Origin of the sequence: Paenibacillus lautus NBRC 15380 (genome assembly GCF_004000945.1) — a bacterium.
GTDB classification, from domain to species: Bacteria; Bacillota; Bacilli; order Paenibacillales; family Paenibacillaceae; genus Paenibacillus_AQ; species Paenibacillus_AQ lautus.
This window is the reverse complement of record NZ_BIMF01000010.1, coordinates 75,067-97,641: the sequence shown is the minus strand read 5'-3', so window position 1 is coordinate 97,641 and position 22,575 is coordinate 75,067. Positions and strand designations below refer to the sequence as shown.

The following is a 22,575-nucleotide window of genomic DNA, read 5'->3' as shown; positions in this document are numbered from 1 at the left end:
ATGATTGAATTGATGATTGACCGCAAGAACGGAAGCGTGTGGGATCTGGGGCAGATCGTAACCGATATCACGTGGAAAACAAGCCGTCAGGCGAAGCCGGCAAGTCTGGATATTAACTATGTGAACGATGGCCTGGCGCAGAGCAAGGCATTCGAAGTGGAGAACGGCGACATTGTGCGCTTCCGCAAGGATAACAAGGATCTGTTTTATGGATATGTTTTTTCCAAGGAGTGGGGCATGGACGCCCAGGTCAAGGTGATGGCTTACGATCAGCTGCGCTACTTGTCCAGCAACGACACTTACCGGTTCACGAATGCCAAGGTGGAGGATATCATTCGCAAGATTGCCAAGGATTTTAATCTGAAAACAGGGACGCTGGCCGATACCGGCCATACCATCCCTGCCATGCTGGAAGCAGACAAGAAGCTGATTGATATCATCTGCAAGGCCTTGGATTCTACGCTGATTGCAACCAAGCAGTATTATATGTTTTACGACCAGTATGGCGAACTGACGTTGACCAACATCAACGACATGCTGCTCATGCTTGCGGTGGGAGAAGACAGCCTTATGACGGATTTTTCATATAAAAAAAGCATCGACAACGAGACGTACAACCGCGTCAAAGTCGTGAGGGACAACAAGCAGACGGGCAAGCGGGACATTTACCTTTACCAGCACGGACAAAACATTGCCCAGTGGGGCTTGCTCCAGTTGTACGAGGTTGCTGACGAGAACATGAATCCTGCTCAGTTGAAGCAGTTAGCTCAAAATTTGTTGGAGCTGAAGAACAGGGAGCAGCAAACGTTGTCGATCGAGGCTATCGGGGATTTACGGGTCCGTGCCGGAAACACGATTTATGTGAATCTACCTGATGAAGGCTTGAAGCCGTATCTCATCGATGAATGTACGCATAAATTCTCGGACGGTACGCACACGATGTCGCTGAATATGAAGGTGGTGTAAGCAGGAATGCTGGATATTATCAAAAAAGCCAGTCTCAGCGCCGTGGGTAGCACAAACCCGATGGCGGTGCTGTACGGTACAGTCACATCAATCCATCCTCTGGAGGTGAACGTGGATCAGCGTTTCAGCCTGACGGAGGATTTTTTGGTTATCGGAGAGTCGATGACCGAGTACAAGCTGAACATTGGCGGCGCGGAATATGTGATTCGAAAAGGGCTGGAAACGGGAGACACGGTGCTGCTCATTCGTTACCAAGGCGGGCAAACGTATCTCGTGCTGGATCGGTTGGTGAAGCCGTCATGATCCCGCAGGGAGGAACGCTGCAGCCGGGTAGCGAGATCGTGGAAACCTTGGAGCAGCCTAGCTTGACATATGACTTGAATCTGGAGGAAGGGACGATATCCGGTCATATTGACGGTCTTGAGGCCGTTAAACAGGCTGTCGTCAAAATCCTTCAGACTCGCCGATTTGAGCATCTGATCTACAGCAGCAACTATGGGCAGGAGCTGGACTCCGTCATTGGCCGCGACCCGCTGTGGGCCTATGCTGAAATCGAGCGGCATATCAAGGAGGCGCTGCTGCAGGATGATCGCGTGTTGTCGGTGGATGACATGAATATTACGTTTACTGGCGAGTTGGCCATGGCAGAGTTTACGGTCCGAAGTGTGTATGGCACATACAGTATGACCAAGGAGGTGAGGGAGGATGGTTGAGGAACAGACGTATGAAGCGATTCTGGAGCGGATGCTGGATCGCATCCCGGAGGGTATGGACAAAAGAGAGGGCAGCATCATCTACGATGCGTTGGCTCCTTCTGCAGCTGAGCTTGCCCAGATGTACGTGGAATTGGAGTATTCCATGAACCTGAAATTTGCCGCTACGGCATCGGGTGAATTTTTGGATCGAAGCATTGCCTGGTCGGGACTGACCCGAAAGCAGGCTACAAAAGCACAGCTGCTGGGGCAATTTTCGGGCAGTAACGGCGCCCCGGTGGATGTGCCTATAGGGAGCCGTTTTTCATTGGATCCGCTGAATTACAAAGTCATGACCCGACTGGGTACAGGGCAGTACGTGCTGGAATGCGAGACAAGCGGGAAGGAAGGCAACCGTCGATTCGGCTCGCTGCTTCCGCTTGAATACGTTGAAGGCTTGGTAAAGGCCGAGCTGGTGGAGCTCTGGGTACCTGGCGAAGATACCGAATCGGATGAAGCGTTATATGACCGATACCGCGAAAAAATCTCCCGGCCCGTGACCAGTGCGAACCGAAATCAGTACGAGCTGTGGGCGAGGGAGAAAGCCGGGGTCGGCAAGGCCAAGGCTTTTCCTTTATGGGACGGTCCGGGCACCGTCAAGGTGGTGCTGCTGGATAACGAGATGCGTTCGCCTACGCCTTCCGTAGTGGAATCAGTGCAGCAGCATATCGATCCGACCATGGATGGCATGGGGGAAGGAGCGGCTCCCGTCGGTTCGGTGGTCACCGTTGTGGGGGCGGCTGAAGTGCCAGTCCATATTGAAGTGCAGGTTACGCTGCTCGATGGGGCTGGCTTGGATGGTGTGCAGGGAGCGATTGAGCAGGGCGTGCGCCAGTATCTGAAAGACCTCGCCATGTCCGATCCGTTGGTCCGGTATAACCGGATCGCCAACGTGATTTTGGATATTCCGGCTGTCATTGACTACGAGGTATTGACCGTGAACGGAGGAACGGACAGCATTCCGATCCAACCGGAAGCGGTAGCTGTCCTGGGGACGGTGACGGTCCGATGAGTAAAGCCGAAGCCTGGCTGGGTTACTTGCCGTCCTTTTATCACGACGTTCGGGAAATGAAAGTCATTGCCGGAGCTGAAGGGGCCGAGCTGGACAAGCTGACCCAGCAACTGGAGGATCAGTTGGACCAGTATTATCCCGAAACCGCCACTTGGGCGCTATCCAGATATGAGCAGGACTTGAACATCCCGGTCAACTTATCCAAGCCGATTGAACAGCGGCGATCGGTGGTCATCTCAAAGATGCGGGGGAGCGGGAAGGTGTCTGCCAGCATGCTCAAAAATGTGGCACAAGCCTATGAGCGGGGCAGCATCGAGGTATCCGTCCAGCCGGCAGAGTATAAAGTGACGATTCATTTTCGAGATACGCTGGGCATCCCGCCCAATTTGAGCGATTTGAAATCGGCCATTGAGGAGATCAAGCCCGCCCATATGGCGGTCGATTACGCTTTGCGTTACCTCACCATAGCCGAGGTGGAGGGCATGACCTTTGAGGAAATATCAGCAACAACACAAGACAGATTGTTGGGAGGAGGAGCCTAAATGACGAATCCGGTTACACCGAATATCGGGTTGAACAAAATTGATCGAACCTCGCCGTCTACGACGTATTTCGATCTGGAGAAGTATATTGATCAGAACGCAGATGCCGTAGATCGGTTCGCGGGTGAAACCAGCGAGGCCATCTGCGCATTGGAAAAGCGTCTGGATACGGAAGAGCGCAGGGAAGTCGTGCTGCAGCCGGGGCTTCAGATCGTGAACGCGGAGCGGAGCGCGCCTTTTAAGTTGAGCGGGATTAAAGGGCGGACGTTGGTGAATTTGTTGGGGAGGGATGGGGGATGCGAGAGTCTAACTGGTTGGACTGCTCGACCTAGTTTTGCATCTGCTTCATTAGATACCTCGTATAAGGAATCGGGTACAGCTTCTATAAAAATAACCCAAACTAAGGAAGGCCAAGTGTACGCTCGAACAACACCATTTGGGGTTCGACCAAATTCAAATCTAGTTGCCATCTCATATATAAAAAACAGTTTACCAAACAGTTATTTATATATGAGATTTACAGACGGGCTAAATACCATTCCGGGAGTAAAGGGTAATTATGTTGACTTTGGAAACGTAGGTTTCGCATATCGTATTCTTACTGCAGTGGAATTAGGTGATCGCAACTCGGTTATGCTTGATATATCTAATTCGGGTGATATCCCTGTGGGAAGCACCTATAATATAGACTCAGTTCGAGTCTATGAGATTTCTGCTGCTGAATACGCAGCACTTGACGGCATGACACCAGAACAAGTCGCCGCAAAGTATCCGTACGTGGATAGTATTCAGCCTGTCCGTAATCCGTATGCTATCCGGTATGGGAAGAATTTGTTGCCACCATTCTATGAGTGGGTGCTACTTTCCGGGGAGACAAAGGTTATTAGTCCCTATGAGTTGAAACTAACTCCTAGCGGCTCAGGGCGAAGTAACTACGTTGATATTCCCGTAAAGGTGAATGAGACTTATTACTTTAGTGGGTATCGTGACGCGCGTTATAAAATTGAGGCAATCAATTCTAATGGAGCGATACTACAAACCCTATACAATGACGTCAATAACACTAATGGAGAGTTAAACACACAGGTAGTTATACCGGAAGGAACTAAGTTTGCCCGTATTGTGGCCTTAAATGACGTGAACATAGGAAAGGATTTTACGTTTAAAAATCCCATGCTCACACTCGATACGGATGCCAAATCGTTCAAACCGCGCGAAGACTCCATGCTCGCATTGCAAACGGACTTATACGCCGATCCAGTGACGGGTGCGAATGATGATGAAGTTTTCGAGAAAGCCGGACAGTATTTCAAGTTGAAGAAGTGGAATGTGTTTACTATTTCGAATAATATACAACCAACTGTAGGTAATGCAATAGGGTATAAAAAGATTAATATGCAAGTTAACAATGCTGGAATTGGTGGAGCAAGTAGAAGTGGATATGCGACTAAGTACGATGGGAAAGTATTGACTATTGACGCAAATGCATCTGCCCCAGATACTGCATATTTAAATTCTAATGGTGTTAATTTGACTGTAACTGTGGCGAGCACAGACAGCGGATGGGGCGACAACTACACGCCGACAGCCGACGAGATTAAGGCGTATTTTATGGGATGGAAGATGTATGACGCAACAGGTAACGCCTCTTCTGTGTATAACGGTGCTGGTGGTAAAGCCTGGGTGAATTTGGCCAAGTACAAAAAAGGGGACAGCTCCGATTGGAGCGTTACGTTGCCGACGGCTACAGCGAAAGGCTATACGGAATACCAACTCGTGTATCAACTCGCTACCCCGATGATTGAGGCTATCGTTTCCGAGGGCATGGTAACATTTAATGAAGGTGAAAACCAGATCGAAGTTGGATCGGGGATCGTGATTCGGGAGAATAACGTCGCTTCCGTTGCGAGTAATGGAGTTGCCACATTTAACGGTGCAACCTATCCATTGAAAAATCGCGTTGCTGCATTTATCGGATTATACAAAGACAGTATCAGAATTACACCTGATAGTTCTGGCTTTCGGACTCCGGGATCAGCTTTGGAGATATCTAATGGGCCTGCATGGGCCAGTCTGAACAAAGAGCGATACGACGCATCCGCTGCATATTCTGTCACATACCTGACGTTGGATAAATCGCCTGTTGCTCCATTCACTGGATCTTACGCAGCTAACGAAAAGTTGATGCTCCAAGAGCTGACCGACGCCGTGCAGCAAAATGTGACCTCTGTATCGGTGCTGATGAATAAGAAGGCGGATAGGGATACGCCGGGTTGGATAACACCGACATTGATAAATGGATGGATTCCTTATGCAGAAAGCACGCACTATTATGGATATACTACAGCTCAATACATGAAAGACTCCCAAGGTTTTGTATACCTTAGAGGATTAATAAAAAAAGGTTCCCCAAGCACAATATTTTACCTTCCAGGAGGGTATCGGCCAAAGCAAAGTATTACATTTGTAACAATTTGCTACGACGGGTCTACTGAACAAGTAACTAGAATTAGAATTTCATCGGATGGTTCTGTCTCTTATGTAGTAGGCCCTGCAATATCCGCTGAAGCATCTTGGTTGTCCTTAAATTTACCGCCGTTCACAATAGACTAAAAGGAGGTATCACATGAAAGCCGTACCTAAAGTAAATGAAGAAGGCCTCTATTTAGAGGACACCTTAGTGGACGATACCTTTTCTGGTGTCGTCCCTTTTTATTCCTACATGGAACAAGGGATACCAGATGTGCTGACCACAATTGGAGGCGTTCAGGGACCAAAAAATGAGTCATCCAACGAACCAGAATCCAACATCTCCGGCTACATCATCGGCATCCCGGTAACTCTTGGCTTGTTCCGCCCGCGTTTTGATCTTGCAGCCTGGAATGCATACCAGTCTGCCGTAAGTGCAGCACAAGACTCATTCCAACAAGCCTTGTCGGATTGGAGAGAACTCCCAGAAGAGCAACGCGGCGACATGCCGGTTCTGGAGTCAACGCCTCAACCAACTCTTTGGATCGAAGGTCTAACCCTAGAAGAAATCGAGAAGTTAACCAAACCTCAACCTGAAGAACCCAATGAAGTGGATCGCTTAGGTTCCGAGATGGTAACGCGGGAATTGGAGGCCTTGGAGCTGCGTCAACAGAACGAGGCACAGGGCGCTCAAATCGTGGGACTTGAATTGCGGTTGCTGTCGCTTGAAAATAACTGATCGAAAGGAGCGGGAGACGATGTTCGAGAACGATTTTGAACGATTGAGGTACTACTATGAAAAGAACTGGGCACAGAAGTCTCAATTGAGACAGTATGTTGCGTTTGGCGTGATCACCTCGGATGAATATGAAGTCATCACTGGCGAGGCATACTAAACGCTGCTTTGAATGGCCTAACATGAAAAGAGGCTTCAACGAAGAAGGCGGAAGCATGATCCGCAGGCGAAGTGGTGTACTGCTAAAGAGGTTTATCTCTCGCTTAAAGCAGCTATGAATAACTTCAACCCAAGTCCTCGGCTCCTCCGAGGGCTTTTTCAAAACCATATAAAAGGAGGAACAATTATGTATGAGCACATCGGTCAGCTGTTTAAGATGCTGGTGGCGGGGACGGGGGCCGTGACAGGGTACGTCTGGGGCGGATGGTCGCTGCCGCTGCATCTGTTGTTGTGGTTCGTGGTGATAGATTGGTTGACCGGATGGGGCGCGGCCTGGATGAACGGCGAGCTGCGCAGCCGAATTGGATATACTGGTATTGCAAGGAAAATGACCATTTTTCTGATCATCGCCCTGATGCATCTGGTGGACCGGGTGCTGGGGGAGATGAATTATTTTCAGAATACCGTGATCTTCTTCTATCTCGCGAATGAGCTGCTGTCTATTATTGAGAACGTTGGGAGAATGGGGGTACCGATCCCCCAGTCCCTGCGTAATGTGGTGCAGGTATTCCAGATCAAATCCGAAGAAGGGGATAAGCCAACCGCACGAAAGGAGGAGAAAAAGGATGGAAGCCTCTGAATTTATAGCCAAGCTGGCACCCATAGCTACTCAGGATATGCGTCAGTACGGGGTGCCTGCTTCGCTTACGCTTGCCCAGGCGATCCTGGAATCCAATTGGGGAATGAGCGGCTTAACGCAAAAAGCAAACAATCTGTTTGGCATCAAAGGAACTGGCCCAGCGGGAAGCGTCACTATGCAGACAACCGAGTACCGGGGACAGACGCCTTATGCGACCCAAGCTCAGTTTCGTAAGTATAACAGCTGGAGCGAATCGGTTGCCGACCATACCCGGCTGATCCTGAATGGCACGCGTGACAAGCCACAGCGCTACCATGGCGTGTTATGGGCGGATTATAAAACGGCGGCGACCGAGATTTGGAGAGGGGGCTATGCCACAGACCCCAATTATCCGAAAAAGCTCATTTCCATTATGGAGCAGAACTGGCTCTATCAATATGATGTGCCTAGTCCAGAGGAGGAGGAACGTATGAAAATCGAACAATTAACGGCCGAGCTGCAAAAAACACAAGAGCAGATGCAGCAGCTTAGTAAGCAATATGCTTCTGCTATGAAACTGCTAGCCGAGCAGAGCAATGAAATGAAGCAGATGAACAAAAGGCTCAAGGTTGTTGAGACGGAGAAACCGGCTAAAGTTCCAGCTTGGGCGGAACCTGCAGTACAAGCTGCACAGCAGGCAGAAGTATTGCATGATCCTGAGGGCAGTTTTGATTTTTATCGAATCATGACCGTGCTGCATCGTCTGGGAATTTTCGATAGACCGAGCAAGTGATCCGAAAATTATCAATGGCAGATGCTTTCGCAAGTTTCATCTATATAATGAAGCGGTTTTTGAGTTATGTTGAAGAATAAAGCTGCCCAACCGTAATAGGACGGTATGGGCAGCTTTTGTTGTATGGGTGGATATATATCCGTTGGTGCTCCACTAGCATCTTTATGCTCGGTTATTCATTTCCAAAATGTGCTGTTATAGTGTGTCCGAGTCGTCTTTTTTTTCTCGGCGCATTTCATGCCGGTCGAATTGTTCGATAAATCCCTGTCCATGCATTTACATTACTAATAATTCACTGTGTAAATCAATCTCACTTCACCCTCACCGTCCCCACTGCCTGCGCTTGATTCCCCGCATGGTCCGTAACGGTATAGATTACCGTGTAGATCCGACTTTGGCCGCGTGCCGATTTATCCGCTCGCAGCCGAAAATGGGTATCATAGGTGCCGAACTCGGCATCCTGAATATCCGGTCCTCGATCAACTCCCTTGTTATTGTCTTTACTTTCGCTGTTACCCGTGTCCTTATCTTTCCCGTTCATATTCTCCTGTATATCCCCGCTATGCCCTTTGCCCTCTGCACTTTCCATAGTGATAGAGGTTAGCACGATGGATGCAACGCCAGAGCCTTCATCGCTAGATTCGAGGTCCGCGTGAATATCGACCATTTTGTGGTTCGGCGCCTTCAGTACGGAAGGAGAGAGTGTAACCTTAAGCACCGGGGCGATTTTATCGATGTTCGATACGGTGGCCGTCATCGTCCCCTCGTTTCCATCCTCATCTGCATATTCGAAGGTAAATGAACCATTCTCCGTAAAGCTGTAAGTAGGAGAGCCACTGTTATTGGTAACGGTAAACGGACGATTCGAGACCAAGGCTGCAACAACGTCTCTATTCGTCGGGGCCATCGTGCTGTACTCCAAGCTCACGGTGAAATCGGTATACGTGACGCCAGGGGCTGCCGTAAAGTTCTCGCCGATATTGTCCAGCGTATTGCCGCTTAGTTTGATATTCTGGCCCGCCTTGAGCTGAATTCCGTTGCTGTTCCCGGTAATGGTATTGTTCAGAATCTGCACGTTCTCCGGGTCTCCGGCTCCAATGCCGCCCGCGTTGGTGTCCCCGTTGTCATGCTCGAGGAGAATGCCCCAATAATGCTCGGCGGTGTTCTGGCGGATTGTGTTGCCCTTGATGATCGTGCCCGGTCCGTTCAAAATGTTGATGCCCGCGGCGTCCGGAATGTCGACGGTATTCTCGATTCGGTTGTTCTCAATGATGGTATCCGGTGAGCCCATCGATACAACGATGCCTTCCCGCGCATTGCGGATCGTGTTGTCGTGAATATAGTTTTGCGGACCGGATTTGCTGTGATTGGTCGGGGCCGTTCCTCCGGTATTGCCAATGCCGATGCCGCCACCATACGGCATGTCGGTGATCAGGTTACCGTGAATCTCGTTAAAATACTCCAGCTCCCCATGCAGATCAATCGCATCCAGCCGGACTTGGTGGAATTCATTATGCCGGATCACATTGTTATGGGCCACATATTGAATGAGTGCGCCGTGACGAAGATAAGGCCCCTCGAAGGAAGAGTCCTCGACCAGATTCCACCTTGTATCATTGGCAAACCCGTTGCGGTCGACCTTCGGTACGCCCTGAATGGATACACCGTACCCGGCACCGCCCGGCCCAAGGTCCGTGGCATTTTGGAACGTGGTGTTGCGGACGACGATATCATGGCTGTTCTCGATGCGGACGCCCATGCGGCTGAATTTCTCGATCGTCACGCTGTCGATCGTGATGTTGTATGAAGGCGCCTCGCCATAATTGGCGGCAATGATCATCATGTCCGGACCGCCGGCATCCGGGTTGTTGATTCTGTGATCGGTCGAATATTGACCTTCCCAGGCGGAGGTCAGCGTTAGGTTGGAGATGGTCAGATCATGCTGCTTGGCGGATCTCAGCATCGTACTGTTCCGAATCTTGTTCAACGAGGTCTTCAGGATCGCACCGTTCTGGCTCTCCCCCCGTAAATTGACCTCCGATTTCAGCATCAGATTGGTCAGTCCATCAGGTGTACTGTTTAAGTTGTATATGCCATTCGGGAAAAACACTTCGTCTCCCGGGAGTGCCTCATCCATTGCTCGTTGAATCGCCGGTCGATCGTCCGAGCCGTTGTCTGCAGGATCTGCTCCGTAATCGATAACGTTCAGCGTCCTTCCGGTAACAGCAAAAGCCTGATGTACCGGATGGTCGCTGCCGTCTGCATTCTTCATGCCGGGAGCGGTAAAAGGAACGGTTCCTTCCGGAGGCTGCGGCACAAAATCCGGAATAATGGCCACAGGCGTATCCCCGTTAGCAAAAGGAGGGTAGATATGGACTTCCGTCAGACTCGTGTAGGCACTGCCGTCCGAATTTCCGCGCCCGATCAGCCTCACGTATCGTGCACTCGTGTCCGGAACGTTAAAAGGCTGCATCGCGGTGGTGGTTCCGCTGCTCGAACCGTTGAACAGGGGAGTCCAGGTTACTCCATCGTCGGAGGTTTCGATATCGATCTCCGTCGCCCGAGCGTCCCCTTTATAGAAGGCAATGCCCAGATAGCCGATGTCCCGGGCTTCGCCCAGATCGTACATGATCCACGGACCGTCGCCGGCGGCAGACCAGCGGGTGTACAGATTTTGGTCCAAGGTATTATCCTCGATGTTGCCGTCGCTGCCGCTTGCCGTGACCGAGGTCACAGGCCAAGGCGCTAAGGGAGTGCTAAGCGTCGTAACCGACAGCGTCAGCGGAACCGGACTGACGTTTCCGGCGGCATCCACGGCCTCGACCTTATAGCTGTACTCCGTGTGCGGAGACAGTCCTTCTATTTCATAGCGGGTGATGTCGGAATCCAGCTCCATGACTTTGACGTCGTTTTGATAAACGTTATACTTCGCGACGATCTTATTGTCCTCCGCCGCAGGCCATGCCAAATGCACATAATCTTCGCCAATGCTGCGAATGGACAGACGGCTTCCGTCCGGCCAGGAAGGTGGCGTCGTATCCTGACTGGAATCCACCAACTCGCTAACGACCAGCGCAGGTCTTGGATTACTGGAGCCGTTGGCTTCCTTGGTATAGATATTGACGCTGACACCGGTATGGGCCGCATCCGCAAGGAGAAACGATACGCTGCCATCTGCTAGATGACTGCGGACATAGTCCGTCACATCGACGCTGTACACCTCCGGACGACCGCTATTCTCGGCCTTCACCGTAAACGACCCCACATAAGCGGCCGAATCGAGGCTGTTCACGGGCGCATTGTTCCAGGTCAGATCGCTTTCGCTCCAGGCTGTATTCTGGATCCCGTAGAGGGAGAGCTCAAGCTCCGTATTGCTGGTGCCTTTTTTCGCGGCGACCTGAAACTCGTAGCGGTAGTCAGGATCGCTCAGGGTGGAAGCATCGAATTTGAAATAGACAACCTTTTTGTTGTTGGTACCGGATGAAACGCTAAAAAGACCGACGCTTGAGCCTGTAGCGGAATTGTTATTGGTGTCTGGTTTGGAACTGTCGATCAAGGCATCGTCCGTGGGCACCAAACGGCCAACCTCAACGGGAATGCCCGTGGAAGGATCGGTTGGGTCGGTGGGGTCCGTCGGATCAGGAGGCGTATAGCCGTCTTTGTAGAGGATCGGCGTCGTTACCTCCAGATTCTTCACATGCTGCTCCATGAAGGTCCAAGCTTCCGCATCCGCGGTCGTTTTGGCTTCCCCGGTAAAGCCATGGCCCTGGCCGGAAACGATTGCGAAATCGACTACAGGCACACCGGCGGCCGTCAATTGATTGGCGAAGGTTACGCTGTCGGTATAAGGGATGGTGGCGTCCGCGTCTCCATGCCGAATCCAGAACGGCGGATCATCGGGAGTGGCGTACGTCCCCGGCATGGCAAGCCGTGCCTCAATCGGGACGGACAGGGCGTTATGCCCGCCGAGCAGCTTCGTAACCGAACTGTACCGGTCGGCAAAGTCGGTCGTGAAGTCTGCCGGTCCGTACCAGTCCACCACCGCCTGCACCTTGGTGGAGTATTCCGGCCAGCCTCCGGTTCCTTCGATATCGGGAAGATGCACCGTATCCCCGGTATCCAGCGTGACCGTATCCTCCATGGTCAGGTCTCCCGTCGTTCCAAGCAGGGAAGCGAGATGCCCTCCCGCCGAAGTGCCCCAAACGCCGATCCGGCTCGGATCGATGTGGTATTGCTCGGCATGGGCGCGCAAATAACGGATGGCCAGCTTCACGTCTTGAATCTGGGCCGGGTAAGGCGCTTCGGGGGTTAGCCGGTAGCTTAAGGAAACGCCGATATACCCGCGTTTAAGGACATAGTTGCAGATGCTGCCGAGAGCGTTTTTGCGGTCGCCTTTATTCCAGCCCCCGCCGTGAATGTAGATCATGACCGGCATAGGCTCGGCTGGCGGGGTGCTCGGAACGGCAATGGACGTATAGAGATCGCGATCCCCTGCTTTGCCGATCAAAACGTCCTCATAGAGGGTTACGCCTTCCGGCGCAGGGTATGGGCCGGTCTCGGTCGGCGGGGGTTCAGGCACAGGATCGACCGCAGGCGGAATGCCCAGTATGGCCTGACCGGACAGCGAGACGCTGTCGATGTACATGTTGGCGTTCATCGGATCACCTACCCGGAACTGGATTCGTACGTTTGGATTGCTGCTTGCTTCCGGCGGCAGCGTCCAGGTTTTCAGCGTGTTGGATTCGCTGCGCGGTGCTTCGGGCGTTCCCGGGGTCAGCTTGAAATCCTCCAGCATGTTCCAGGTCGCGCCGCCGTCGCCCGACCACTCGGCCACCATGCTGCCGCTGACATAGGATGAGGCTCTGGTATAATAACTCAGCTTAATGTTGCCGTAACCCGTCGTATTGACGGGCAGATAGACGGAATCGGTCACGTCGATCTTCATAAGGTTCGGCGTAGAAGGAGCGCTGCCGGATACGGAGGTTTTGGCTTTGCTGCCTCCATCACCGGTCTGAACCCAAGGGAGCGGAATAACGACGCCGCCCGTGGTACCGTAGCGCTCTGAATCAAAGTTATCGGAGAAGAACAGAATATCCGGTCCTTCTGGTTCCGGTAAGGGCTCGGAATCCGAGGCAACAGATTCATCCGCAAGATCGAATTCTGAAACCGATTGTGCGGATACGGCACGAAGCTGCCCCGGGGATGCCATAACGCTTATGGTGATCAGCAGGCAGAGGATCAGGCATGAGATTCGGTTCAATGTCTTCTTCAACGTTCCATCCCTCGCTTTTTAATTTGTAGTTAAAGCGTGTGTAAGAAAACCCGGAAGCAGGCGCGTGACTGCCCCGGGCATGGGATTGAGTGGATGTTAAGGATGCAGGTGCGTTAGAGAGAAGAAAGTAGCTTTCACATGGTCGGATTGATCCGGGGTGGTATCGGATTTGTTTTGGTTATAGACGCCTGCTTTGAAGTACAGATACTTATCGTTATAACCGCTAGGGAGGGTATGCGTCACGGTGGTGGCCGATCCGCCCTCTGGGGTTACTTTCACCGTCATGAGAAGCCCGGTCACTTTGATTTCATAGCTCCATTTCTGGCCGAGGGCGATGCCGTTTGCAGGATTAAGCTGGCTTGGTCCGCCGAGAATGTTCACCCAGGTGTTGTTGTTGTTCAGATCATCGGTTCCAAAATAAACGGCACCTTTGCTGTCCGAAGGACGCTTGTGGTAATAGAGCCGTATCGGTTCAGTGCTTGGGCCATGGATTTGCCCGACCACGACGCGGCCGATTTTATCGGCTTCGTTCCCGCTGACGGATACATGATCCACCCTTAAAGTAGCATTCATCGTTCCGTCCACGCCGCCTGCCTGAGATTTTATGGATGGGGAGGAGGTAGAGGTTACCCAGTTGTTGGCCCATGAGGAGGCGCTGTTCGTCGACGGATTCAGCATTTCCCGAAGCTCGGAGCGGGTGTAAGTGCTGTTCGTGGTGGTCTCACCGATATTAGGCGATGTGAACACCATGCCGCCGGTGACGGGATCGGTATAGAACCAATCCGGATGCACATACCCGCTGGCGAGTGCTCCTGCCTGGACCTCGGACGCGTCAGGCAGGGTGATTTTCCACTTGCTTAGGTCAAAATTGCCCGAAGGAGGCTCGGCAGGGTCAAGGTCCCCGCCTCCTCCATCCGCAGTGCCTCCCCATATTTCAACCTCCGTATAACTGTTCCATTGGTTGGAGGTGTTGCCGTAGCCCACAATGCGTACATACCGGGCTTCCACGACGGGGATGGAGAAGGATTGCAGCTGGTTGTTTTGAGCGCTAGTGACAGCGTTCCGTGCTTGAAGCCAGTTGGAGCCGTCGGTTGAGGTTTGAATATCGAAGGTGAATGTTCGCGAATCTCCGTTGTAAAACGCGATTTTGACCAGGGAAACCGGTTGGGCGGAGCCAAGATCCAGCCTCAGCCAAGTGCCGTCGCCTTCGCCGGACCAGCGTGTGCTGAGACTGCCGTCCACCGCTTTCGATGCATCGCAAGCGCAGCGGGTGTCATAGCTGCTGGCCGATGCGGAAGCCGAGTACTTGCTCTCTCCAGCGGCAAATCCGTGTCCTTCAAACAGAGGAGCTAACAGCATGGCTGTACTGATCAGGTAGAACGTTATTCCTTTCGAAAAAGCATGCCTTCGTTTCACAGCAATCCCTCCCGTATAATGGTGCAACCCTTATGGAATATCATTTCCCTCCTTTCCGTGGTGCGCTTTAAGATAGGAATGACAGCGCTTACCTAACAACGTAGCAAGAATGCGCGCACAGGTCTTGTGTTAATCCTATAAGCGCTTGGTGTTTTTGCATAATGGAGGATTTATTGATGCTTAAATGCCTCCTGAGGGTACGAAATAGCGCAGTGGAGATTGCAATCATCTTTTATTGATTTGCTTCAACCATCACTCCTGACGGGAATATCGTGCTTAGCGGATAACGGGTATGACGATGAGGGTATACAATGAGGGAACAGGTTCAAAGGGAATAACATTTTTCTTTCGGATCCCGTATGGCATATAATCATAAGAACGAACGATTCCGAATCGACCATAAATAGATAAAAACAGGAGTGGGATAAATGACACTGAAGGAGCTTAGAGAGCATCGCCAATATCCAGAGCAAACGAAGTCCGATGCTTCACGCGCGGTATACGAACGGGATTATTCGCGCCTGATTCATTCGCCGACGTTCCGCAGGCTGCAAGGAAAATCACAAGTATTCGGTGCCGGCACCGGCGATTACTACCGGACGCGCTTAACGCATTCGCTTGAGGTGGCGCAGATTGCGCGCGAAGCGGCACGGAGCCTGACCCGCAATTATCCCGAAGTGATGCCAGAGCAGGCGGACAACGCCGGGCTGATGATTGATCCCGAGGTGGTGGAGTGCGCGGCGATCGCCCATGATTTCGGGCATCCTCCGTTCGGCCATAAGGGCGAAGAAGTGCTGCAGGGCATTTTGGAGAAGCACATTGACCGGAGAACCGAGAAGGAGCTGACGCGTCAGCCGGGTACGCCGACACCGGAGCAGGCAGCCGAGGTGCAGCAGGCGATGCGGCGTAAATATGAGCACTTTGAAGGGAATGCGCACAATTTTCGGCTGATCATGTTTTTGGAGAAAAGAGAGAACGTCAACGGACTCAATCTGTCGGATGCGGTGCTGCTTGGCATCAATAAATATCCGTTCTCCGGGTTGGATAACCCCAAGGGGATGTACCGGCATGAATGGGAATACATCTCCCATATTCGGAAGGAGTGGCAAATTCCCGGCACGCACCGAACGCTCGAAGCGCAGCTGATGGATCTCTGCGATGACATCGCCTATTCCGCGCATGATCTGGAGGATGGCATCAAAGCCGGGAAGATCGAGGTGCACGAACACTTTTTGCGGGACAGTCACCTGAACAAACTGATCGTGGAGAAGATCATGACGCTGGAAGACGAGGTATGGAAGGGATGGACCAAGGAGCAGATTCATCCGAAGGTGGATACGGTGCTGGATGAGTTTCTGAAAATCTGGAACGAGAAAATGCCGACCTGCGAGAATGACTATTCCCGTACCCGGCGGGAGGTCAAAGCCTACTGGGTCAGCCTGTTTGTAGGTAGTTTGGGCGTAATTACGAACGGGGATTGGAAAAAGGTGACGTTTGTCAAAGACGGTGTGGAAGATGAGGATATGCTGCGTACGGTCAGCGTCCTAAAGAGTTTCGCTTGGGTGACCATGATTCGCGACCTGCGGGTTCAGCGCCTGCAAAAACGCAGCGAGTGGATCATCAAGCGCCTGTGGGACGCTTTTCTGGATCCTGTCGCCTCAACGGCGATTATTCCGTCCGACTGGCTACAGCGTTATGAGGCAGATCAGAAGCGGGCTCAGCCGATCTGGACGTGGGAGCATATGGTGATTGATTATATCGCAGGGATGACGGATGCTTTTGCCGAGAAAATCTATAACGAGTTATATGGACTCAAGGTAGGTTCGATCTATGATTTGGATTAGTAAGAGCGAACAAGGGGGATTGCATGAATAGCCAATTGAAACTGAGCGTGCTTGATCTGGTTCCGCGTTTTGGAGAGAGCTCGTTCGAAGAAGCCTTGCAGCAAGCCGTGACACTTGCCCAAAAAGTGGAAGCATGGGGCTACGGGCGCTACTGGGCGGCGGAGCACCATGATCTGGAGCATCTGTCCTGTGCATCGCCCGAGATTCTACTGGCCCATATCGGCGCCAGGACAACGCGCATCCGGCTCGGCTCCGGGGCCGTGCTGCTGCCCCACTACAGCCCGCTGAAGGTGGCGGAGAATTTCCGTATGCTGGCATCGCTGTATCCCGGACGCATCGATCTCGGGATCGGGCGGGCGCCGGGAGGTTCGGCCCATACGAGCATGGCGCTTAGCGGAAATTTCCTGGGTCATGTGGCGGATTTGCCGCAGCGGATTCGGGCTTTGACCGAACTGCTGGAGGATCGGTATCGCTATGAAGACGTGCCGGTAGCAGCGAAACCGGTGCCCGCAACTCCGCCCGTGATGTGGATGCTCGGCACGAACACGAAGAGTGCGGGGTATGCGGCCGAATTCGGGACGGGCTATGTATTCGGACAGTTTATGAGCGATACGGACGGGGCGGAAGTTCTCCAAGCTTATAGGGAAGCTTTTCTGCCAAGCGCTCATTTGCAAGAACCGTGCGCGATGGTGGCGGTAAGCGTGGTATGCGCGGAGACGGAGGAACAGGCAAAGAAGCTTGCAGCGCAAATTCCCCGACCAGGGCAGCGCACCGTGCCCACGGACCCGTCTGGTTCCGATTCGTCAGACCCATCCCAGCGGCTAATCATCGGCACGCCTGCAAGTGTGCGAAACAGACTGCAGCATATGGCAGAGCAGTACCGGTGTGACGAGTTCTTGATCGTCACGCCGGTGAGCGATTATAATGCACGGCTGGAATCCTATCGGCTGTTAATGGAGCAGCAGTCAACTGCTGCACATATATAATAGAAGAGAGACGAAATAAATGATGTATTCAAACGATAATGACGTTACTTTTGGTCCATTCTTCATAAGCGGCAAGTCCACTTATCTGTATACTTATGCCTGTCATGAAACGGAGCGGGAGCTGTGCTTGATGGAGCTGACGGAGCTGTTCGGTCATGAGCCTGACGGTGCGGATTGGCTGGAAAGCGAGCAATGGGTTGATCCGGATCGGAGCCCGTTCTTAACAGCCTGTATCGACGTCAGGATGACTGGAGAATCCATCAAAGAAATAGCCGAGCAAGCAAGTCGCATTCATCTTAACCACGCAACCTTCAAAGTCGTCTGCCTTAAGGCGGGAGATCGGTTCGGTTATGAACAATCACGCGGGTATGAACGGATGGTAGGCTGCCAAATAACAGGAACTGCACAGATGAAAGCTCCGGATGTCACGCTCGGCATGGTGTCCACAGGCGGCATGTGGAGATTGGGAATCCTTCATGAACCTGAACGTGTATGGCTGAATCATAAACAGAAGCCGCAAAATTACTCCACAGGTCTCAGCTCGCGCATCGCAAGGGCACTGGTCAACCTGGCTGTTCCTCGGTTAGGCGGAGTCGCGCTCCTGGATCCCTGCTGCGGCATGGGAAATGTATTGATTGAGGCGTTGTCGATGGGAATCGCAGCCGAGGGCCGTGACATCAATCCGCTTGCCATTCGGGGAGCGAGGGTGAATCTGAGGCACTACGGTTATGATGACAACAAAGTTGCCATTCAGGATATGAATACATTACAAGGTCATTATGATGCCGCTATCCTGGACCTGCCGTATAATCTGTGTTCCGTTTTCCCGGAGGAAGAGAAATTGCAGATGCTCCAAAGCTTACGCCGGTTGTCAGAAAGAGCTGTCATTGTCAGCACAGAGCCATTACGCGAGTTGCTGCTGAGTTCGGGCTGGAAGGTCCTGCGTCATTGCACGACCCGGAAGGGGCGTTTTGTGAGGGAGATTTGGCTGTGCGAATAATGGGGTATATGATCTATTCCCCAGGATCATAACGATATTTCTCTAAATCGATGATGCCTTTGGGATTGACGGCAACGCCTTCGTCCTGAAGATACAGCTCCTGCATGAGTCTGGACTCATCGTCCTTGATGGCGATTTCTCCTTTTGCGTTGACGACCCGATGCCACGGCAGCTTGTGAATGTGACTGAGGGTGTGAAGTATTCTGACGACTTGTCGTGCGCCCCTTGGGCTGCCGGCCAGTCTGGCCACTTGTCCATACGTCATGACATATCCTTCCGGAATGCTCCGGATCACTTCAATTACACGTTCCGTATACGGCTGCATTGATTCTCTCTCCCATTGCGTATAAAAGTAGTAAAAAATAAAGAAGGGCGTCCCGGAAGGCATGAAAACCTCGGGACGTTCCTTTTGTTGTATGGTTACCTGGTCTTAGTACGACTTGCTATAGTCGATTACATTTCGGGACAGCGGCTTACCGCTTACATAGCTCTGTAAATTTTCCAGGAAAATATCCACGGCACGCTCGCCGTAGCGATCCGTATCGCCAGCCATATGAGGGGTCATGATGACGTTCTCCATGGTCCACAGCGGATGGTCTGACGGAAGCGGCTCTTCCTCGAACACATCCAGTCCCGCGCCCGCCAATGACCCGGATTGAAGTGCCTGAATCATGTCTTCGGTTACTACGGTTTGACCCCGGCCTACGTTAACGAAAAAGGCGGAGTCCTTCATCGCCGAGAATCTTGCTTTATTGAACAGTCCACGGGTATCATCGGTGAGCGGGAGGATGTTCACGATATAATCGCCTTCAGCCAGCGCTTCATCGAGCTGATCGACCTTATACATCGCTTCCACGTAAGGATCGGACTTCCCGGAATGGCGGACCCCGACGGTCCGCATACCGAACGCCTGGGCCACGCGCGCCGTATGACTGCCGATCTGGCCGACGCCAACGATGACGATGGTTTTGCCTGCCAATTCCGTGAACGTGCCGGACGTGTCCCATTTGTTGTTCGATTGCTGTCGAATGGCGAGATGAAGGTTGCGGTTGAAGGCCAGCATCATCGCAAAAATATGCTCCGTGATCGGAACGCTATGTACGCCGCTGGCATTGGTAAGCTGAATGCCCTTTTCTTCGAGCTCTTTGAGCGGCATTTTATCCACGCCGGCTGACCATGCCTGAATCCATTTCAGTTTACTGTCCGCAGACAATATATCTTCCTGGATGGAGCGTGACCAGCCGATCATGATTTCGGCATCCTGAACGATGCTTGGCGTAAGCTCTTTCGCTTTCGTAACCAGCAGCTCGTAGTCGGGGGCGATATCCTTGATTTTTTGCTGTTGTTCCGTGGTTAAGTCGTGTATGGCAACGATTTTCGGCATGGTGCTACCTCCTAAGGAATGTGATATAAACCAGAATAAAAGCGTAACGCTCTTTGGGAACATATTATCAGAAATCATATCGTTGCGCATGGACGAACTGTCCGGATTGGAAAAATTGTACATGAATTATTGTCCGTTTTATGGTAAATTGAAGCTTCATCATATTTTTAGGCGAATTTGATGTACCCCTCATACTATTTTCAGGTCATATTGCTCAAACTATAAACGAACCACGAAAACATGGTGCCTTATAGCAGCCGGTGGCTGCTTAGGATAAAAGAGATTGGAAGGAAGTGTCTTAGTTGAGCCATTCGGCTGAGGGAGCTATGGATCGTTTATTTGTTGCCGTACATCTGCCTTCCGAGGTGTCTTCCCGGATTCAGGATTGGACGGAAACATTGGTGGAGCAAGTGACGTTCAAAAAATGGGTTCATCCGCAGGATTACCACATCACCTTACAGTTTCTGGGCGATACGCCGTCAAATCGCATAGCGGAGCTCACGGCGGCGCTGCAGGAAGTCGCCAAGGAGCATAAACCCTTCAGGCTTGGCCTTTATGATGCCGGCGTGTTCGGGGCAAGCGCCTCGCCAAGAATTTTATGGGCGGGAGTCGGCGGGGACTTGAATGCTCTGTCTCAGCTTCAGCAATCGGTGGTATCAAGGATGGAGTCTTTCGGATTTGTGCCGGAGGAGCGACCGTTTCGTCCGCATATTACGGTTGGCCGGAAATTTCAAGGAAATCAAAAATTTTCATTGGATGTTATCGGAACAGGACCCAAGCCCATCCAGTGGGAAGTGCAGCAGCTCGTTCTTTTTCGAACAAATTTGCATGCAAGTCCGATGTACGAAACAGTAGGTGTGGCGCGGCTTTCAACATTTTTCTGAAATTGAAGATAGAATGTTCATAAAATTACCATGTTTTCAAAGCCTAAAAATGTGGTTACATAGTGTAGGAATGTGCCGACATCATAGGAGGAAAAATATGGTTATGAACGTGCTACGGCAAAATCGCTGGGTTGCGCTGCTCATTGGAGCGCTCTTTGTGAGTTTGTCTCTTATAAGTTTACTTGGAATGCAGACAAAGACAACGGAAGGGGAAGAACAGCAGCAGGATATGCCGAAGTTCGTGACGGCTGCACCGGCTACTGACCCTGACCCGGATCGATTCGTAAAAGAGGCGAGTACCAAGCAGGATAGGGAACCTGTCAATATTTTGTCTTCAATTGTTTTCCAGGAGTGGAATAAGCCGGGGAGCAAGAGCCATGCTTTTTCAAGCGCAAAAGGCATAGGTTTGGCTGAAAACGGATATTGGAACTCGCAACAAGCATTGAAGACTGCAGATGAGAAAAAGAAACCATCGAAATCTCAGACTGCGGACGGGAAACCGGCAAAACAAAAGGGGACGCATGTCGTCAAATCTCAGACTGAAAGCTTATCACCCCCCACAACTTTATTCTTCACAAGAACAAATACGTTAACCCAGGATCAGAAAGACAAAGCGACCTGGACCTATGATTTGTCAGCTGAAGAACTGCTTCTGCTCCAGAAGATTGTTATGGCAGAAGCGGAAGGCGAACCGTACGAAGGCAAAGTAGCAGTTGCTAACGTTGTCTTAAACCGGCTGCGGTCAGCTAATTTTCCCGATACCATTACCGATGTCATCTATCAAAAGCACCAATTTAGTCCTGTAGCGAACGGGCGTCTTAAACGTGTCAAGCCGAACAAAGAGACGATTAAATCCGTGAATGCGGCACTTCATGGCCAAAAAGAGGTAAAGGACGATACGTACTTTTTCCTGTCTTTGAAGCTGGCTCAGGATCTGACGGTACATCATTCAAGAACGTTCGTTAAAAAAATAGGAAATCACTCTTTTTACAAGTAGTGCCCGTATGGGTAAACTAGTATGTAGGAGGTGTGTTTAAGCATGAAGTTTACGTATTACGGCCATTCTAGCATTTTGGTGGAAGAAGGCGGAGTTCGTGTGATCATCGACCCGCTGCTATCAGGGAATCCAGGCTCCGGCATCGAGCCCAAAGACGTAAAGGTGGATGCGGTTGTTCTGACGCATGGGCACTCCGATCATTTTGGCGATTGCATCGAGATTGCGAAACAGAATGATTGCCCGATTATCGCGGTCTATGAACTCGCCGTGTATTGCGGCAGCCTGGGAGCCAAATCCCATGGAATGAACATCGGCGGAAGCGCGCAGTTCGATGGCTTTAAGGTGAAGTTTACCCCGGCCTTTCATTCTTCATCCATTTCGGTAGGGGACACCTGGATCTATGCAGGGCAGCCTGGTGGCGTCATTCTGACCATGGGCGGCAAAACATTCTATCATGCAGGCGATACGAGTTTGTTTGGGGATATGCGCTTGATCGGAGAGATGAATCACATTGATGCAGCTGCGCTGCCGATTGGGGATTTATTGACGATGGGTCCACAGGACGCCCTGCTGGCCGCACAGTGGATTCGTGCGAAGCATGTCATCCCAGTGCATTATGACACGTTCCCGGGCATTAAACAGGATGCAGGGGCCTTCTGCGACGAACTAGCCAAAACAGGCATTCAGGGTCATCCATTGAAGGCTGGAGAAACGCTGGAAATATAGATGGGTTTTTCATGAAAA

At 51.6% G+C, this 22,575-nt stretch carries 20 protein-coding genes; 16 read left to right on the top strand and 4 right to left on the bottom strand.

Annotation, left to right across the window (positions count from 1 at the left end):
* The 10 genes from PLA01S_RS18195 (at position 1) to PLA01S_RS18150 (ending at position 8,048) form a co-directional block, all read left to right on the top strand.
* Positions 1–966 carry an XkdQ/YqbQ family protein gene (locus PLA01S_RS18195; protein WP_127593439.1) on the top strand — a complete coding sequence of 322 codons (966 nt, stop codon included), beginning with the start codon at positions 1–3 and terminating at the stop codon, positions 964–966.
* A 6-nt stretch (positions 967–972) separates the two neighbouring features.
* Positions 973–1,269 (top strand): DUF2577 domain-containing protein, encoded by a 297-nt coding sequence (locus tag PLA01S_RS18190; RefSeq protein ID WP_009594605.1) that lies wholly within the window; start codon positions 973–975, stop codon positions 1,267–1,269.
* On the top strand, positions 1,266–1,679 hold the full coding sequence (locus PLA01S_RS18185; protein ID WP_127593438.1) for a DUF2634 domain-containing protein: 414 nt from the start codon (positions 1,266–1,268) through the stop codon (positions 1,677–1,679). Before PLA01S_RS18190 ends, PLA01S_RS18185 begins: the two co-directional genes overlap by 4 nt.
* The gene (locus PLA01S_RS18180; protein ID WP_127593437.1) at positions 1,672–2,730 is read left to right on the top strand and encodes a baseplate J/gp47 family protein; all 1,059 of its coding nucleotides are present in this window, start codon (positions 1,672–1,674) and stop codon (positions 2,728–2,730) included. The genes PLA01S_RS18185 and PLA01S_RS18180 overlap by 8 nt, the downstream gene beginning before the upstream one ends.
* Positions 2,727–3,272 (top strand): YmfQ family protein, encoded by a 546-nt coding sequence (locus PLA01S_RS18175; RefSeq protein WP_127593436.1) that lies wholly within the window; start codon positions 2,727–2,729, stop codon positions 3,270–3,272. Before PLA01S_RS18180 ends, PLA01S_RS18175 begins: the two co-directional genes overlap by 4 nt.
* Positions 3,273–5,885: a hypothetical protein gene (locus PLA01S_RS18170; protein ID WP_127593435.1), complete on the top strand. Its 2,613-nt coding sequence runs from the start codon at positions 3,273–3,275 to the stop codon at positions 5,883–5,885.
* Between the two features lie 13 nt (positions 5,886–5,898).
* Complete coding sequence (locus PLA01S_RS18165; RefSeq protein WP_127593434.1) at positions 5,899–6,480, top strand: hypothetical protein; 582 nt, start codon at positions 5,899–5,901, stop codon at positions 6,478–6,480.
* Complete coding sequence (locus tag PLA01S_RS18160) at positions 6,467–6,637, top strand: XkdX family protein (RefSeq protein ID WP_371860428.1); 171 nt, start codon at positions 6,467–6,469, stop codon at positions 6,635–6,637. Before PLA01S_RS18165 ends, PLA01S_RS18160 begins: the two co-directional genes overlap by 14 nt.
* A gap of 186 nt (positions 6,638–6,823) precedes the next feature.
* Positions 6,824–7,276, top strand: coding sequence for a phage holin family protein (locus PLA01S_RS18155; RefSeq protein ID WP_127593432.1), 453 nt, complete (start codon positions 6,824–6,826; stop codon positions 7,274–7,276).
* Positions 7,263–8,048: a glycoside hydrolase family 73 protein gene (locus PLA01S_RS18150; RefSeq protein WP_127593431.1), complete on the top strand. Its 786-nt coding sequence runs from the start codon at positions 7,263–7,265 to the stop codon at positions 8,046–8,048. The genes PLA01S_RS18155 and PLA01S_RS18150 overlap by 14 nt, the downstream gene beginning before the upstream one ends.
* 310 nt (positions 8,049–8,358) lie before the next feature.
* On the opposite strand, the gene PLA01S_RS18145 is transcribed toward PLA01S_RS18150, so the two are convergent.
* Together PLA01S_RS18145 and PLA01S_RS18140 are read right to left on the bottom strand one after the other, a co-directional pair.
* Positions 8,359–13,320 (bottom strand): CBM96 family carbohydrate-binding protein, encoded by a 4,962-nt coding sequence (locus PLA01S_RS18145; RefSeq protein ID WP_127593430.1) that lies wholly within the window; start codon positions 13,318–13,320, stop codon positions 8,359–8,361.
* Positions 13,321–13,416: 96 nt separating this feature from the next.
* On the bottom strand, positions 13,417–14,736 hold the full coding sequence (locus PLA01S_RS18140) for a polysaccharide lyase family 7 protein (RefSeq protein ID WP_127593429.1): 1,320 nt from the start codon (positions 14,734–14,736) through the stop codon (positions 13,417–13,419).
* Between the two features lie 428 nt (positions 14,737–15,164).
* Between PLA01S_RS18140 and PLA01S_RS18135 the strand changes: the two genes are divergently transcribed.
* Genes PLA01S_RS18135 through PLA01S_RS18125 form a run of 3 tightly spaced genes read left to right on the top strand, consistent with a single transcriptional unit; the run spans position 15,165 to position 18,566 of the window.
* Positions 15,165–16,580 (top strand): deoxyguanosinetriphosphate triphosphohydrolase family protein, encoded by a 1,416-nt coding sequence (locus tag PLA01S_RS18135; RefSeq protein WP_127593428.1) that lies wholly within the window; start codon positions 15,165–15,167, stop codon positions 16,578–16,580.
* Between the two features lie 23 nt (positions 16,581–16,603).
* Entirely contained in the window at positions 16,604–17,566 is a 963-nt protein-coding gene (locus tag PLA01S_RS18130) for an LLM class flavin-dependent oxidoreductase (RefSeq protein WP_127593427.1), read from the top strand.
* A 19-nt stretch (positions 17,567–17,585) separates the two neighbouring features.
* Positions 17,586–18,566 (top strand): TRM11 family SAM-dependent methyltransferase, encoded by a 981-nt coding sequence (locus PLA01S_RS18125; RefSeq protein ID WP_127593426.1) that lies wholly within the window; start codon positions 17,586–17,588, stop codon positions 18,564–18,566.
* Between the two features lie 13 nt (positions 18,567–18,579).
* Here the strand turns inward: PLA01S_RS18125 and PLA01S_RS18120 are convergent, their stop codons facing one another.
* Both PLA01S_RS18120 and PLA01S_RS18115 read right to left on the bottom strand, forming a co-directional pair.
* Positions 18,580–18,891, bottom strand: coding sequence for an MGMT family protein (locus PLA01S_RS18120; protein WP_071222479.1), 312 nt, complete (start codon positions 18,889–18,891; stop codon positions 18,580–18,582).
* A gap of 105 nt (positions 18,892–18,996) precedes the next feature.
* Positions 18,997–19,950 (bottom strand): D-2-hydroxyacid dehydrogenase, encoded by a 954-nt coding sequence (locus PLA01S_RS18115; protein ID WP_127593425.1) that lies wholly within the window; start codon positions 19,948–19,950, stop codon positions 18,997–18,999.
* A gap of 302 nt (positions 19,951–20,252) precedes the next feature.
* On the opposite strand from PLA01S_RS18115, the gene thpR reads away from it, so the two are divergent.
* The 3 genes from thpR (at position 20,253) to PLA01S_RS18100 (ending at position 22,557) form a co-directional block, all read left to right on the top strand.
* Complete coding sequence (thpR, locus tag PLA01S_RS18110) at positions 20,253–20,834, top strand: RNA 2',3'-cyclic phosphodiesterase (RefSeq protein WP_164817461.1); 582 nt, start codon at positions 20,253–20,255, stop codon at positions 20,832–20,834.
* A 97-nt stretch (positions 20,835–20,931) separates the two neighbouring features.
* Positions 20,932–21,831, top strand: coding sequence for a cell wall hydrolase (locus PLA01S_RS18105; protein ID WP_127593424.1), 900 nt, complete (start codon positions 20,932–20,934; stop codon positions 21,829–21,831).
* A gap of 42 nt (positions 21,832–21,873) precedes the next feature.
* The gene (locus tag PLA01S_RS18100) at positions 21,874–22,557 is read left to right on the top strand and encodes a metal-dependent hydrolase (protein ID WP_127593423.1); all 684 of its coding nucleotides are present in this window, start codon (positions 21,874–21,876) and stop codon (positions 22,555–22,557) included.
* Positions 22,558–22,575 lie beyond the last annotated feature (18 nt).

Coding starts and splice junctions, on each gene's coding strand:
- PLA01S_RS18195 (WP_127593439.1), top strand. CDS start 1: ATGATTGAATTGATGATTGACCGCAAGAACGGAAGCGTGTGGGATCTG.
- PLA01S_RS18190 (WP_009594605.1), top strand. CDS start 973: ATGCTGGATATTATCAAAAAAGCCAGTCTCAGCGCCGTGGGTAGCACA.
- PLA01S_RS18185 (WP_127593438.1), top strand. CDS start 1,266: ATGATCCCGCAGGGAGGAACGCTGCAGCCGGGTAGCGAGATCGTGGAA.
- PLA01S_RS18180 (WP_127593437.1), top strand. CDS start 1,672: ATGGTTGAGGAACAGACGTATGAAGCGATTCTGGAGCGGATGCTGGAT.
- PLA01S_RS18175 (WP_127593436.1), top strand. CDS start 2,727: ATGAGTAAAGCCGAAGCCTGGCTGGGTTACTTGCCGTCCTTTTATCAC.
- PLA01S_RS18170 (WP_127593435.1), top strand. CDS start 3,273: ATGACGAATCCGGTTACACCGAATATCGGGTTGAACAAAATTGATCGA.
- PLA01S_RS18165 (WP_127593434.1), top strand. CDS start 5,899: ATGAAAGCCGTACCTAAAGTAAATGAAGAAGGCCTCTATTTAGAGGAC.
- PLA01S_RS18155 (WP_127593432.1), top strand. CDS start 6,824: ATGTATGAGCACATCGGTCAGCTGTTTAAGATGCTGGTGGCGGGGACG.
- PLA01S_RS18150 (WP_127593431.1), top strand. CDS start 7,263: ATGGAAGCCTCTGAATTTATAGCCAAGCTGGCACCCATAGCTACTCAG.
- PLA01S_RS18135 (WP_127593428.1), top strand. CDS start 15,165: ATGACACTGAAGGAGCTTAGAGAGCATCGCCAATATCCAGAGCAAACG.
- PLA01S_RS18130 (WP_127593427.1), top strand. CDS start 16,604: ATGAATAGCCAATTGAAACTGAGCGTGCTTGATCTGGTTCCGCGTTTT.
- PLA01S_RS18125 (WP_127593426.1), top strand. CDS start 17,586: ATGATGTATTCAAACGATAATGACGTTACTTTTGGTCCATTCTTCATA.
- PLA01S_RS18120 (WP_071222479.1), bottom strand. CDS start 18,891: ATGCAGCCGTATACGGAACGTGTAATTGAAGTGATCCGGAGCATTCCG.
- PLA01S_RS18115 (WP_127593425.1), bottom strand. CDS start 19,950: ATGCCGAAAATCGTTGCCATACACGACTTAACCACGGAACAACAGCAA.
- PLA01S_RS18105 (WP_127593424.1), top strand. CDS start 20,932: ATGGTTATGAACGTGCTACGGCAAAATCGCTGGGTTGCGCTGCTCATT.
- PLA01S_RS18100 (WP_127593423.1), top strand. CDS start 21,874: ATGAAGTTTACGTATTACGGCCATTCTAGCATTTTGGTGGAAGAAGGC.